Genomic DNA, 14,007 nt, shown 5'->3' on the forward strand with positions numbered 1-14,007 from the left:
CCGCAAGCGGGAGAGGTGTCACGCTCACGCCACGATGTCGTACCGGTCGAGGTTCATCACCTTGGTCCATGCCTTGGCGAAGTCCTTGACGAACTTCTCCTTGGAGTCCGAGGTGGCATAGACCTCGGCGAAGGCGCGAAGCTGCGAGTGTGCGCCGAAGATCAGATCGACACGCGTGGCGGTCCACTTCACCGCGTTGGTCTTGCGGTCGCGCCCCTCATAGGAGCCGTCGGCCGACGGCGTCCACTGCGTGCTCATGTCGAGCAGGTTGACGAAGTAGTCGTTGCTCAGCGTACCCAGCTTCGAAGTGAAGACGCCGTGCTTCGAACCGTTCGCATTCGCACCGAGCACCCGCAGGCCGCCGACCAGCACCGTCATCTCCGGACCAGTCAGCCTCAGCAGCTGCGCGCGATCGACCAGCGCCTCTTCAGGATGCATGAACTGATGCCGCTTGCCGATATAATTACGGAAGCCATCGGCCCGCGGCTCCAGCGGCGCGAAGGAGGCCGCATCCGTCTGCTCCTGCGAGGCGTCCATGCGGCCCGGCGTGAAGCCGACCTTGACGTCGACGCCGGCGTCCTTGGCGGCCTTCTCGACCGCAGCGGTGCCGCCGAGCACGATCAAGTCTGCCAGCGAGACCTTCTTCGCGCCGGACGACGCGTTGAAGTCCTTCTGGATCGCTTCGAGCTTGCCGAGCACCTTGGCGAGCTGAGCCGGCTCATTCACCTCCCAGTCCTTCTGCGGCGCGAGACGAATACGCGCGCCGTTGGCGCCACCGCGCTTGTCGGAGCCGCGGAACGTCGAGGCTGACGCCCAGGCGGTCGAGACCAGCTCGGGCGCCGAGAGGCCGGAGCCCAGGATCTTGGTCTTCAGGGCGGCGATGTCCTGATCGCTGACCAGCTCGTGATTGACGGCTGGAATGGGGTCCTGCCAGATCAGCGTTTCCTTCGGCACCAGCGGGCCGAGATAGCGCTGGATCGGACCCATATCGCGATGGGTCAGCTTGAACCAGGCGCGGGCGAAGGCGTCAGCGAACTGATCCGGGTTCTCCAGGAAGCGACGCGAGATCTTCTCATACACGGGATCGAAGCGCAGCGAGAGGTCGGTCGTCAGCATCGTCGGCCGATGCTTCTTCGACTTGTCGAAAGCATCGGGGATGATCGCCTCGGCGTTCTTGGCCGTCCACTGCTGCGCACCAGCCGGGCTCTTCGTCAGCTCCCATTCGAAATTGAACAGGTTCTCGAAGAAGTTGTTGCTCCACTTCGTCGGCGTCGTCGTCCACGTCACCTCGAGGCCGCTGGTGATGGAATCAGCACCCAGGCCCGAACCATGCTTGCTCTTCCAGCCGAGCCCCTGATCTTCCAGCTCGCCCGCTTCCGGCTCCGGACCGACCAGCGATGCATCGCCGGCGCCGTGGGTCTTGCCGAAGCTGTGGCCGCCGGCGATCAGCGCGACGGTCTCTTCGTCGTTCATCGCCATGCGGGCGAACGTCTCGCGGATGTCCTTGGCCGCAGCGACCGGATCCGGCTTGCCGTTCGGCCCCTCCGGATTGACGTAGATCAGGCCCATCTGCACCGCGCCGAGCGGCTCGGCGAGCTGACGCTCACCGCTGTAGCGCTCATCGCCGAGCCAGGTGCCTTCCGGACCCCAATAAAGCTCTTCCGGCTCCCAGACGTCGACGCGACCGCCGGCGAAACCAAAGGTCTTGAAGCCCATCGATTCCAGCGCGACGTTGCCGGCGAGCACCATCAGATCGGCCCAGGAAAGCTTGCGGCCGTATTTCTGCTTGATCGGCCAGAGCAGACGGCGCGCCTTGTCGAGATTGGCGTTGTCGGGCCAGCTGTTGAGCGGCGCGAAGCGCTGCTGACCGGCTCCGGCGCCACCGCGGCCGTCGGTGATGCGGTAGGTGCCCGCACTGTGCCAGGCCATGCGGATCATGAGGCCGCCATAGTGACCGAAGTCGGCGGGCCACCATTCCTGCGAATCCGTCATCAAAGCGGTGAGGTCCTTGATGACCGCATTCAGGTCGAGCGACTTGAACTCCTTGGCGTAGTCGAAGTCCTTGTCCATCGGATCGGACTTGTCCGAGTTCTTGTGCAGGACCTCGATGTCGAGCTGAGTTGGCCACCAGTCGCGGTTTGTACGCGCGGGTTTTCCGCCCGAAAACGGGCACTTCGAAGTGTCGTCCATGAATACCTCCTCTGGCGGCGTCGAACTCGCGCCCTTGACCAGGTAGAAGCACTCTAAGCGCCGCATCCCATCAGGGGAAGTTGACTTTAATGATCGCTGCGATAGGATTTTCTTATGATAAATCTGACGCTACGTCAGCTCCGGTATTTCGATGCGCTGGCGCGTCACGGCCATTTTGGCCGCGCGGCCGAATCCTGTTCCATTTCGCAACCGGCCCTGTCGATGCAGATCAAGGAGCTGGAGGAGACGCTCGGCGGGCTGCTGCTGGAGCGCAGCGCGCGGCAGGTCGCGCTGACCCGGTTCGGCGAGGAACTCGCCCAGCGCGTCCGTGACATCCTGCGCTCGGTCGACGAACTCGGTGATTTCGCCCGGGCCTCGCAGGACCGCTTCGCCGGCCGCCTGCGCATCGGCATGATCCCGACCATCGCGCCCTACCTGCTGCCCAAGATCACCAAGAATCTCACGCGCATGCATCCGGAGCTCGATATCCGCGTGCGCGAGACCATGACCCCGCGGCTGATCCAGGAGCTGGTGGAAGGACGGCTCGACACCGCCATCGTGGCGCTCCCGGTGTCGGAACCCTCGCTCACCGAGGTCGCTCTGTTCGAAGAGAAATTCTTGCTGGTCCGGCCGGGCTCCGACGAGGGCACCCCGGTGCCGTCGCGCGAGATGATGCGCGAGATGCGGCTTCTGCTGCTGGAGGAGGGGCACTGCTTCCGCGACCAGGCGCTCTCCTTCTGCAACATGCAATCGGCGCCGCCGCGCGAGATGCTGGACGCCAACTCGCTCTCGACGCTGGTCCAGATGGTCAGCGCCGGCATCGGCGTGACGCTGATCCCGGAGATGGCGGTGCCGGTGGAGACGCGGTCTGCCTCGGTCTCGCTGGCGCGCTTCCGCGACCCCGAGCCGTCGCGCACCATCGGCATGGTCTGGCGCAAGACCAGCCCGCTGGCACGGCAGCTGCTGCAAATCTCCGAGGTGGTCTGCCTGTCGGCCGGCAAGGTCCGCGCGCGTCAGTCCGTGCGCAGCCAGCGGGCTTGAGCGGCGGATGCCGGATCCGATCATCCGCCCTGCCCGCCCGGAGGAGTACGACGAGATCGGCCGTGTCTGGATGGAGAGCTGGGTCTCGACCGGGCTTGCCGAGACGAGCGACTTCCTCCTGGCCAACCTGCGCGCGCGCATCAGGCGCGAGATCGCGAACGGCTGGAGCCTGTTCGTCGCCGACGACCGCGGCACGATCGCTGCGATGCTGGCGCTGCATCTGCCGAAGCTCTATCTCGACATGCTGTTCGTCGCGCCCGCCTATCAGGGCCGATCGATCGGCCGGCAATTGCTCGCCTTCACGCGCACGCAAATGCCCGACGAAATGTACCTGCGTTGCGTGCGCGAGAACGAAAAGGCCTGGCGCTGGTACGAGCGCGAGGGTTTTGTATTCGAGAAGGAAGAGATCGAGCCGTCGAACGGGTTCGTGATGAAGTATTACCGGTGGAAGCGGCAGCGGCCCGGCGAATAGATAGCGATCTCCGGCTGCAGCTTGCGGTTGTCACGATCCCCACCTAGTGTGGCGGGACCGATGACCTCCGCCTTCTAATTCCCTGGAATCCATGTTTCGATTTGCTGCCACGGTGCTTGTGCCGCTGTCCATTCTGGCTCCAGCGGTAGCGCAGACGCCGCCTGCAACCACTGCGCCTTCCGCTCAGACCGCACCACAGGTAAAGCCGACGACCAAGAAAGCGGCGGCGAAGCCGAAGGCGACAGCCAAGCCTGCGGAGCCGGCGACGACCGGTCCGTGTGGTGTCGGCGTGATTGCAGGGACCGAGGACATCTTCGTCGTCCAGAAGATCGGCCTGACCGTGTTCGGGAACGACTATGCAGAAGTCCCGGTATCCTGGGGCCTCGACGATCTCGTCTTTGCGCGGGCGCGGGCAGCAGCAGGCAGCACGCCGGTGCGACGGATCACTTACGCCAAGGGTGTGCTCGATTCCTACTATCATCCCAAGTCCGGCCTATTCCGCAATCGGCGCGAAGAGCTGTCGAACCTGATCCGGCAGGTCGCGGGGAATGCCGGTTGCGAGCGCTATCTCGTCATCATGCGTAGCGAAGGACAGCTCGACGGGACCAATCAGTCGCTCAGCGGCGTCGGAATCTTCAGCCGGGGTGTCGGTCTCATCTCCTATGCGTATGTCTTCGCCTATATCGGCGTGACATGGGTCGACGGCCGCACCTTCGAAATTATGAAAGGCCCGGCCGTAACGTTCGAAGGTGTCATGAAGCATATGGCGGACAACTTCGTCTCGAACGAGCTCTTGCAGAAAGTGGACAAGTCGATGTTTCCGGAGACGGCCACGGACTCCGCCAACAACACCGCCCTGCGCGACACCACGCGCGAATTTCTGACCAAACGGCTGGACAAGATCTTGCCGCCATATTTCGCGCAGTGACGATGATGACGGGAAGCCAAGCTCGCAAGAAAACGACGGTCAAGGCGACTCAGGCTTTCGCAATGATCATCGCGGCTCATCTGCTCGCAACGGCGGGAGCCGAAGCCCAGGCAACGCCAAAGACGAGCACGGCCAACGGCAAGGCGACCACCCGGCGCGATGTGACGGCCAAGCCCGCTTCTGCTGGCGGCGGCCCGTGCGACTTCGGTGTCGTGGTCACCACCGGCGATGAGTTCACCGTGCTGACGACCGGCCTCACCGTATTCCAGAACAAGAAGGTGGTGGTCCCGATTCGAGGCTGGGGGCTCAACGACCTGATCTTCGCGCGGACTCGCGCCGCGATTCCTGCCAGCGGGTCCGTTCTGAGAATCCCCTACAACCCGGCGAAATTTCCTCCCCGCGATGAGTCCAAGGACACATTGAAGGACAGGTTGTTCCGCGATCTCGACGCGGAGCTGGCCGAATACATGCGCCAGGTCGCGAAAGGTACGAATTGCCGACACTACATCCAGATCCTCAATTCAATCAGCCCTATCGGGTCATCCAACTACACGGTCCGCGGCTTCGGCATCCTCAACCAGGATGTGGTGCTCGGGCGTCGCATCTATCTCTACGCCCTGGCTTTTATCCGCATCTTTGACGGGCGCGACTTCTCCGTTGTCAGGCAGAGCTCTGCGCTGATCAACGTGCATCATTCCCTGGTGGTGCAGAGGCTTCTGGGCAGGCACATCAGCGGTCCCTATCGCGAATTACCCGCAGAATCGTTTCCAACGCGCCCTGAAGATGCCGCCGACAATCCCGCACTGCGCGACGGCGTGCGCGCCATGCTGACGGAAAGCCTCGACAAGACGCTGCCGCTTTTGCTCGGGGTTCGACCAGCAGCACGTCAAAGCGAAGCTGGAGAACGTTGACCCACATGTCGTTCACGCCGCTGCCTTCCGCCTAGGGTTAGTGCGTTGCGAATGCCCGGCAAACGCGCCATGAATTGCGCGTTGTTCGCCTCTCGCCTCCGGAGGGTTCTTCGCCATGATCAAGCTCTATTGGTCGCCCCGCTCGCGCTCGTTCACGACGCTTTGGCTGATGGAAGAGAGCGGCCTGCCCTACGAGCGCGTGCTGACCGATATCTCGACCGGCGCGCAGAAAACGCCGGACTTTCTCAAGATCAATCCGATGGGCAAGGTGCCGGCGCTGACCGACGGCGACGCGGCGCTCGGGGAAGCCGCTGCGATCTGCGCCTACATCGCCGACCGCTATCCCGAGACGAAGCTTGCGCCTGGCGTGACCGACCCGCGCCGCGCGCGCTACCTGCAATGGCTGTTCTTCTCGCCGGGCTGCATCGAGCCCGCCATCATCCAGATCTTCACCAAGATCGAGATCCCGACCTCAACCGCGGCGTGGGGCAGTGCGACGCAGGTGTTCGACGTACTGGAAGCCGCGCTTGAGAAAGGACCGTGGATTCTCGGCGAAGAATTTTCCGCCGCCGACATTGCGGTCGGCTCGGGCCTGAATTTCGCGGTGCGCCTGTTCAAGATGGTGCCGTCGCGGCCGGCCTTCGACGCCTATCTGGCGCGCTGCATCGCGCGGCCGGCGTTCCAGCGCGCGGAGAAGATCGCGGCCGGTTAAGCAAGCTCTCGTAGGTGGGCAAAGCGAAGCGTGCCCACCACTTTTCGTCGCGATCCTTGAGAGATCGTGGGCACGGCGCGAAGGGCGCGCCTTTGCTCACCCTACAAGAGCACGAAGCTATTCAGCCTTCAGATCGTCCGGCCGCGGCATCAGGATGATGTTGTAGCCGGAATCCACGTAGTGGATCTCGCCGGTCACGCCGCCGGAGAGATCCGACAGCAGATACAGCGCCGAGCCGCCGAGGTCGTCGAGCGTGACGCCGCGACGGAGCGGCGCATGCTTCTGCATGAAGGCGAACATCGCCCGCGCCTCGCCGATGCCGGAGCCGGCGAGCGTGCGGATGGGGCCCGCGGAGATTGCGTTGACGCGGATGCCGCGCGGTCCGAAATCGGCGGCGAGATAGCGCACGGAAGCTTCCAGCGCCGCCTTCGCCACACCCATCACGTTGTAGTTCGGCATCGCGCGCTCCGACGCGCCGAAGGTCAGCGTGATCATGCTGCCGCCTTCGGTCATCAGCTCGGCGGCGCGTTTTGCGACCTCGGTGAACGAGAAGCAGGAGATCACCATAGTGCGCGAAAAATTCTCGCGGCTGGTGTCGGCGTAGCGGCCCTTGAGCTCGTTCTTGTCGGCAAAGCCGATCGCGTGGATCACGAAGTCGAGCTGGCCCCATTGCTCGCGAAGCGCGGCGAAGGTGGCATCGACGCTGGCGATGTCCTCGACGTCGCAAGGCAGAACCAGATCCACGCCAAGCTGCTCCGCCAGCGGCTTCACACGTTTGCCGAGAGCCTCGCCCTGGAAGGTGAAGGCAAGCTCTGCGCCATGGGCATGCAGCGTCCGCGCCATGCCCCAGGCGATCGAGTGATCATTGGCGATGCCCATGATCAGACCGCGCTTGCCTTTCATCAGACCTTCCATTGCGAAATTACTCTCCGCTCTTCGTCATGCCCGGGCTAGTCCCGGGCATCCACGCCCTTTGCAGCCAGAACCTAAGACGTGGATGGCCGGGACATCTAGCGCGAAGACGCGCTTCGCGCTCTTGCCCGGCCATGACGAGAAATCACGAACGCGTCGACGACGCCGTCACGCATCCAGCCGGCTGAACACCAGCGTGGCGTTGGTGCCGCCGAAGCCGAAGGAGTTCGACAGCACGGTGCCGATCTTGACGTTGTCGATGCGCTTGCGCACGATCGGCATGTCGGCGAATACGGGATCGAGCTCCTGGATGTGCGCGCTCTCGCAGATGAAGCCGTTGTTCATCATCAGCAGCGAATAGATTGCTTCCTGCACGCCGGTGGCGCCCAGCGAGTGGCCGGTCAGCGCCTTGGTCGCCGAGATCGGCGGGCACTTCTCGCCGACGCCGAACACCTTTCGGATCGCCTCGATCTCCGGCGGATCGCCGGCCGGCGTCGAGGTCGCGTGCGGATTGATGTAGTCGACCCTGGTCTTCACCGTCGACATCGCCATGCGCATGCAGCGCTCGGCGCCTTCGCCCGAAGGCGCCACCATGTCGTGGCCGTCCGAGGTCGCGCCATAGCCGACGATCTCGCCATAGATCCTCGCACCGCGCGCCTTGGCATGCTCGAGCTCTTCCAGCACCAGCACGCCGGCGCCGCCGGCGATGACGAAGCCATCGCGATTGAGGTCGTAGGGACGCGAGGCCGTGGCCGGCGTATCGTTGTATTTCGAGGACATCGCGCCCATGGCGTCGAACAGCACCGACAGCGACCAGTCCAGCTCCTCGCAGCCGCCGGCGAAGATGATGTCCTGCTTGCCGATCTGGATCGTCTCGTAGGCGTTGCCGACGCAATGGTTCGACGTCGCGCAGGCCGAGGAGATCGAATAGTTCACGCCCTTGATCTTGAACCAGGTTGCAAGCGTCGCGGAGGCCGTGGAGGACATCGCCTTCGGCACCGCAAACGGGCCGACGCGCTTGGGTCCCTTGGAGCGGGTGATGTCGGCGGCTTCGACGATGGTGCGCGCCGAGGGACCGCCGGAGCCCATAATGATGCCGGTACGGATGTTGGAGACTTCGTCCGGCGACAGGCCGGAGTCCTGGATCGCCTGCTCCATCGCGACGTGATTCCACGCCGCCCCCTGGCCGAGGAAACGCATCGCGCGTCGGTCGACCACCGTCGACGGATCGAGCGTGGGCTCACCTTGCACCTGCGAACGGAAGCCGAGCTCGGCATATTTCCCTGCCCGCGAAATGCCGGACTTCGCCTCGTGAAGGCTCGCAAGCACTTCCTGGGTGTTGTTTCCGATGGACGAGACGATGCCCATTCCGGTGACCACAACCCGCCTCATGACAGCCTCGCCTCAATCGTTGTCTTCTTGGTGATGCGCTCAGCCCAGGCTCGCGCCCTGCTTGAACAGGCCGACCTTCAGATCCTTGGCGCGATAAATAATCTGGTCATCGACCGAAAGCCACCCGTCGGCGATACCGAGCACAAGCTTTGCCCGCATCACGCGTTTGATATCGACGTTGTACACAACCTTGCGGGCGTTGGTCAGCACCTGGCCGCCGAACTTCAGCTCGCTCAGGCCGAGCGCCCGGCCGCGGCCTTCGCCGCCGACCCAGCCGAGGTAAAAGCCGACCATTTGCCACAGCGCATCCAGGCCAAGGCAGCCGGGCATCACCGGGTCGTTCTTGAAATGGCAGCCGAAGAACCAGAGATCAGGCTTCACGTCGAGCTCGGCGCGCACCAGGCCCTTGCCGAATTCACCGCCATTGTCGGTGATTTCCGTGATGCGGTCGAACATCAGCATCGGCGGCAGCGGCAGCTGGGCATTGCCCGGACCGAACATCTCGCCGCGGGCACAGGCCAGCAGATCTTCGTAATCATAACCGTTGCGCCTGTTCAGCATTCACGAGCCTCTGTTCAATCCCGATTGAGCGGCGTTCTTTGGCGAAAATGGCCCCGTCTCGATCGGACAGCAACGCCAATTGCCACCATCGGCCGCGACTCGCGCAAGCCCCGGATGGACTGCGAACCAAGCCTTCATGCTCGGCTGCACCAAAATCGGCTAAGCGGAACCGCGCGCTCTCTAACACAGGCCATTTCGGGTGGCAAAGCGCATCCATGAAGGTAAAATGACGCGCTCACCACGCGGTTCCAAGCCTGATTAGAACCTCTCTAGTTGCGAGAAACTTGCATCTGCATCTTTCTGTTCTTATAGTAACAAAGAGATATTGTTCACGCGTGCCCGAAATCTGGAAATGACCGAGAATACCGCGTCCCACTACGACGACGACGCCCATGCTGCGGCCCTCCTGTCCGGCCGCCAGCCGGCCTTGACCGGCTGCCCGTGGCACGACGTCAACGAAATGCTCCAGTCCGCGGGGCTCCGTCCGACGCGCCAACGCATGGCGCTCGGCTGGCTGCTGTTCGGCAAGGGTGCCCGTCACCTCACGGCTGAAATGCTCTACGAGGAAGCGACGCTGGCCAAGGTTCCGGTATCGCTGGCGACCGTCTACAACACGTTGAACCAGCTCACCGATGCCGGCCTGCTCCGCCAGGTCAGTGTCGACGGCACCAAGACCTATTTCGACACCAACGTCACGACCCACCATCACTACTACCTCGAGAACAGCCACGAGCTGGTCGACATCGAGGACCCGCATCTGGCGCTGTCGAAGATGCCGGAGGTGCCCGAGGGCTACGAGATCTCCCGCATCGACATGGTCGTGCGCCTGCGCAAGAAGCGCTGAGATCGTCTTAAGATCGAACTGAGATCGTCATGGCCGGGCTCGTCCCGGCCATCCACGTTTTTGGACCAGGCGCAAAGGTCGTGGATGCCCGGGACAAGCCCGGGCATGACGCTGGAGCGGCGAGCGCGCCCTCCGCCTGTCGTCGTCAATTCACCTGCTCGTCCGAATAGACGCCCCAGAGGCGCTCCTGCTGGATCCAGCCGTCAAAGCCGTTGCCGATGACGCGGCACCAGTTTGCGGCGCACTTCTTCACCTGCGTGACGACGCCAGCCTGGAGCTTTGCTGCAACCGCGCTGTCGGGATCGGGCCGGTCGTAGATCGGGGCGAGGTCGTCCTTGTGCTTCATGGTGACAACCGCGGTGCGGCGGCCCGACAGCAGCGAGTGATAGACCCAGCCCTCGGCGCCCTCGGAATCGCGCACCCGGCGCCAGTTCTCGAACTCGGCGGTGATTTCGACCGGCAGGCCGGCGCGGGTGTAGACCCAAGCGACGTCATTGTCCTTGGTCGGGCCGGCGCGGACGTTCACGTGATCCGATTTGAGGCTGACATAGCGCGGCACCGGCAAGCCGCTGGCGGTCTGCGGGGTATTGTCCTTCGCCGAATGCGAGGGGCCGACCGAGGCGCTCAACCAGGTGCAAACGAGCGCCATCACCGAACAAAAACGCCCCAACGCCATCAACCCGTCTCCTGTCGAAGACCCGGCCAGGCCGGATCCTCACCCCAAATTCCAAAACCCTGCCGCGTCTGCCCCTTGTCCCGCCCCACGCGGGTTCCAAGCCTCGGCCCGTGGTTCTTGTCTTGGCCCGGCCTTCTGCTAGAGAGGACGGGCACTTGAACAACCAGTTTGCCCCGATTTTCCGGCCGGAAATGTCGGGAGAGCTTGGAGGAAGCGCCGGGGACGGACACGGCAAGGGCAGTGTCGAACAACCGGGTTAATGAGGCCTCAACGGCCGGCCTTTGGCGACAGAGGCGGACCGCGACGCCTCATGAGAGCAGGACATGTCGGTGAAGAAAAAGCCCCTCGTCGTGGTGACGCGCAAGCTGCCGGATTCGATCGAAACGCGAATGCGCGAGCTGTTCGACGCGCGGATCAATCTCGAGGACACGCCGATGTCGGCCGACCAGATCGCGGAAGCCGCGCGCACCGCCGACGTGCTGGTTCCGACCGTGACCGATCACATCAGCGCCGATGTCGTGAACCAGCCCGACTGCAAGCTCCGCCTGATCGCCAATTTCGGCAACGGTGTCGACAATATCGACGTCGCGGCCGCCCATGCCCGCGGCATCACCGTCACCAATACGCCGAAGGTTCTGACCGAAGACACTGCTGACATGACCATGGCGCTGATCCTCGCGGTGCCGAGACGGATGATCGAAGGCGCCTCGATCCTGACCGAAGGAAAGCCCTGGGCGGGCTGGTCGCCGACCTGGATGCTCGGCCACCGCATCGGGGGCAAACGCCTCGGCATCATCGGCATGGGCCGCATCGGCCAGGCGGTGGCGCGCCGCGCGCGCGCGTTCGGCCTGCAGATCCACTATCACAACCGCCGTCCCGTCGCTCCCGTCATCGCCGAAGAGTTAGGGGCGACCTACTGGGAAAGCCTCGACCAGATGCTGGCGCGGATGGACATCATCTCGGTGAACTGTCCGCACACGCCGGCGACCTATCATCTGCTCTCGGCGCGGCGGCTGAAGCTGATCCGCAAGGACGCCTACATCGTCAACACCGCGCGCGGCGAGGTGACCGACGAGGACACGCTGATCAAGCTGATCGAAGGCGGCGAGATTGCCGGCGCCGGCCTCGACGTCTACGAGCACGAGCCCGCGGTCAACCCGAAGCTGGTGCGGCTCGCCAGGGCCGGCAAGGTGACGCTGTTGCCGCATATGGGCTCGGCCACGATCGAGGGCCGCGTCGAGATGGGCGAGAAGGTGATCATCAACATCCGCACCTTCCTCGACGCCCACAAGCCGCCGGATCGCGTGCTGCCGAGCATGCTCTGAGGCTTACGTCCCGCGCCCTTCCCGCTTGCGCCAATCCGCAACGAAATCGATGAAGGCGCGCAGCGCAGGCGGCGTCTGGCGGCGGCTCGGATAGTACAGGAACGGTCCTGGAAACGGCTCGCACCAATCCTCCATCAGGCTGACCAGAGCGCCGGACTTCACGGCATCGCCGACATAGCCGTCCAGCGTGGCCCAGATGCCCACGCCGTCGAGCGCGGCGCGCATCGCAAGGTTCATATTGGTCGAGATCAGCTTCGCCGGCGGATCGACCTTCACGACCTGCCCGGCTCTCTCGAATTCCAGATCGTGCATGACGCCGCTCGAATAGCGCGCGCGGATGCAATCATGGTCGAGCAGGTCCTTCGGATGCTTCGGCCTGCCGCGCCGCGCGATGTAACCGGGCGAAGCGACCACGACATAGCTCTGCGGACCGCTCAGCGGGATCGCCACCATGTCCTGCGCGAGATGCTCGCCATAGCGCACGCCGGCATCGTATCCCCCGCTCACGATGTCGACGAAGCCGCTTTCGCTGACGATGTCGAGATCGACTTGCGGATGGGCGTTCAGGAACGGTCCGGCCATCGGCGCCAGCACCAGATCGACCGCGGGCGGCGGCGCATTGATGCGCAGGCGGCCCGAGGCGACCTCACGCAGGCCCCGCACCTGCTCCAGGGCATCGCCGACATCGCGCAGTGCCGGGGCGACGCGCGAGAGCAACAGCTCGCCCGCCTCGGTCAGCGCGACGCTGCGGGTCGTGCGGTTCATCAGGCGGACGCCGAGCCGTTCCTCCAGGTCCCGCAGCCGCTGGCTAAGGCTCGATACGGACACGCGAATTTCGACCGCCGCCCGCCGGAAATTCCGGGTGCGGGCAACCGCCACGAAGACATCGAGATCGCGCAAATCGGGCTCGGCCATTGTTCGCCAATGTGAACAAGCCATTCTGGATTGTCCAGCTTATCGGCGCAATCGGTCAGGCGCATATCTGCCCTCGTCACGCGGCGCAGCCGCCTTTTCGAGGGATAGAGATCATGGAACAGCGCAAACTCGGTTCAACCGGCCCCACCGTCTCGAGCCTCGGTCTCGGCTGCATGGCCATGTCCGACGCCTACGGTCCTTCCGATCGCGGCGAAAGCATCGCCACCATCCATGCGGCAATCGATGCGGGCATCACGCTGCTCGACACCGGCGATTTCTACGCCATGGGGCACAATGAAATGCTGATCCGCGAGGCGCTCAAGGACGTTTCACGCGAAAAGGTGCGGATCAGCGTCAAGTTCGGCGCACTGCGCGGTCCCGCCGGCGATTTCATCGGCATGGACTGCCGGCCGGCCGCAACCAAGAACTTCCTCGCCTATTCGCTCCAGCGGCTCGGCACCGATCATGTCGACATCTATCGTCCGGCGCGGCTCGATCCGAACGTTCCCATCGAAGACACCATCGGCGGTCTCGCCGATCTCGTGAAGGCCGGCTATGTCAGGCATATCGGCCTGTCCGAGGTCGGCTCCGACACCATCCGCCGCGCGCATGCGGTGCATCCGATCGCCGATCTCCAGATCGAATATTCCCTGATCGAGCGCGGCATCGAACGCGATATCCTGAAGACCTGCCGCGAGCTCGGCATTGGCATCACCGCCTACGGCGTGCTCGCACGCGGCCTGATCGGCGGCCACTGGTCGAAGGATTCGGGTAAGGCCGGCCGTGACTACCGGCTGTTGACGCCGCGTTTCCAGGGCGAGAACCTCGAGACCAATCTCGCGCTGGTGGAGCAGCTGCGCGCAATCGCGAACGAAATCGGCGCAACGCCGGCACAAGTTGCGATCGCCTGGGTCGCTGCACAGGACAACGCCATCGTACCGCTGGTTGGCGCCCGCACCCGCAACCGTCTCAGCGAAGCGCTCGGCGCAACGAAGGTGACGCTGACGCCGATGCATCTCGCGGCGCTGGCCAAGGCGTTTCCGCCCAACATCGCGGCCGGAACGCGCTACGCAGCCGAGCAGATGGCACATCTCGACAGCGAGAAGCCGGCGACAGCGTAATCGCGGC

Annotated in this window: 14 protein-coding genes; 8 read left to right on the forward strand and 6 right to left on the reverse strand. The window is 64.0% G+C overall.

Annotated elements, in window-relative coordinates; translation table 11 throughout:
* Positions 1–24: 24 nt before the first annotated feature.
* Positions 25–2,190, reverse strand: a complete 2,166-nt coding sequence (gene katG / locus XH96_RS00255) for a catalase/peroxidase HPI (protein ID WP_194390564.1) — start codon at positions 2,188–2,190, stop codon at positions 25–27.
* 114 nt (positions 2,191–2,304) lie between these two features.
* On the opposite strand from katG, the gene XH96_RS00260 reads away from it, so the two are divergent.
* The 5 genes from XH96_RS00260 (at position 2,305) to XH96_RS00280 (ending at position 6,254) form a co-directional block, all read left to right on the forward strand.
* Positions 2,305–3,231 (forward strand): hydrogen peroxide-inducible genes activator, encoded by a 927-nt coding sequence (locus XH96_RS00260; RefSeq protein WP_061879924.1) that lies wholly within the window; start codon positions 2,305–2,307, stop codon positions 3,229–3,231.
* Between the two features lie 7 nt (positions 3,232–3,238).
* A complete protein-coding gene (locus XH96_RS00265; RefSeq protein ID WP_194390565.1) occupies positions 3,239–3,703 on the forward strand; it encodes a GNAT family N-acetyltransferase in 465 nt (154 codons plus the stop codon).
* 91 nt (positions 3,704–3,794) lie between these two features.
* On the forward strand, positions 3,795–4,631 hold the full coding sequence (locus tag XH96_RS00270; RefSeq protein ID WP_194390566.1) for a hypothetical protein: 837 nt from the start codon (positions 3,795–3,797) through the stop codon (positions 4,629–4,631).
* Between the two features lie 62 nt (positions 4,632–4,693).
* Positions 4,694–5,542, forward strand: coding sequence for a hypothetical protein (locus XH96_RS00275; RefSeq protein WP_246789898.1), 849 nt, complete (start codon positions 4,694–4,696; stop codon positions 5,540–5,542).
* Positions 5,543–5,657: 115 nt separating this feature from the next.
* Positions 5,658–6,254, forward strand: a complete 597-nt coding sequence (locus tag XH96_RS00280; RefSeq protein ID WP_194390567.1) for a glutathione S-transferase family protein — start codon at positions 5,658–5,660, stop codon at positions 6,252–6,254.
* 117 nt (positions 6,255–6,371) lie between these two features.
* Here the strand turns inward: XH96_RS00280 and fabI are convergent, their stop codons facing one another.
* The 3 genes from fabI to fabA form a co-directional block, all read right to left on the reverse strand.
* The gene (gene fabI, locus XH96_RS00285) at positions 6,372–7,169 is read right to left on the reverse strand and encodes an enoyl-ACP reductase FabI (protein WP_194390568.1); all 798 of its coding nucleotides are present in this window, start codon (positions 7,167–7,169) and stop codon (positions 6,372–6,374) included.
* Positions 7,170–7,334: 165 nt separating this feature from the next.
* Positions 7,335–8,558 carry a beta-ketoacyl-ACP synthase I gene (gene fabB / locus XH96_RS00290; protein ID WP_194390569.1) on the reverse strand — a complete coding sequence of 408 codons (1,224 nt, stop codon included), beginning with the start codon at positions 8,556–8,558 and terminating at the stop codon, positions 7,335–7,337.
* A gap of 39 nt (positions 8,559–8,597) precedes the next feature.
* Complete coding sequence (gene fabA / locus XH96_RS00295; protein WP_194390570.1) at positions 8,598–9,119, reverse strand: bifunctional 3-hydroxydecanoyl-ACP dehydratase/trans-2-decenoyl-ACP isomerase; 522 nt, start codon at positions 9,117–9,119, stop codon at positions 8,598–8,600.
* A 352-nt stretch (positions 9,120–9,471) separates the two neighbouring features.
* On the opposite strand from fabA, the gene irrA reads away from it, so the two are divergent.
* On the forward strand, positions 9,472–9,963 hold the full coding sequence (gene irrA / locus XH96_RS00300) for an iron response transcriptional regulator IrrA (protein ID WP_035674497.1): 492 nt from the start codon (positions 9,472–9,474) through the stop codon (positions 9,961–9,963).
* A 145-nt stretch (positions 9,964–10,108) separates the two neighbouring features.
* On the opposite strand, the gene XH96_RS00305 is transcribed toward irrA, so the two are convergent.
* Positions 10,109–10,639 (reverse strand): SH3 domain-containing protein, encoded by a 531-nt coding sequence (locus XH96_RS00305; RefSeq protein WP_028176484.1) that lies wholly within the window; start codon positions 10,637–10,639, stop codon positions 10,109–10,111.
* A gap of 323 nt (positions 10,640–10,962) precedes the next feature.
* Here XH96_RS00305 and XH96_RS00310 point away from each other — a divergent pair, with 323 nt between their 5' ends.
* On the forward strand, positions 10,963–11,964 hold the full coding sequence (locus XH96_RS00310; protein ID WP_194390571.1) for a D-glycerate dehydrogenase: 1,002 nt from the start codon (positions 10,963–10,965) through the stop codon (positions 11,962–11,964).
* A gap of 3 nt (positions 11,965–11,967) precedes the next feature.
* Here XH96_RS00310 and XH96_RS00315 read toward each other — a convergent pair whose 3' ends face one another.
* Positions 11,968–12,879 (reverse strand): LysR family transcriptional regulator, encoded by a 912-nt coding sequence (locus XH96_RS00315; RefSeq protein WP_194390572.1) that lies wholly within the window; start codon positions 12,877–12,879, stop codon positions 11,968–11,970.
* 113 nt (positions 12,880–12,992) lie between these two features.
* On the opposite strand from XH96_RS00315, the gene XH96_RS00320 reads away from it, so the two are divergent.
* Complete coding sequence (locus XH96_RS00320) at positions 12,993–14,000, forward strand: aldo/keto reductase (RefSeq protein ID WP_194390573.1); 1,008 nt, start codon at positions 12,993–12,995, stop codon at positions 13,998–14,000.
* Positions 14,001–14,007 lie beyond the last annotated feature (7 nt).

The organism is Bradyrhizobium sp. CCBAU 51765 (assembly GCF_015291725.1).
Lineage (GTDB): Bacteria > Pseudomonadota > Alphaproteobacteria > Rhizobiales > Xanthobacteraceae > Bradyrhizobium > Bradyrhizobium liaoningense.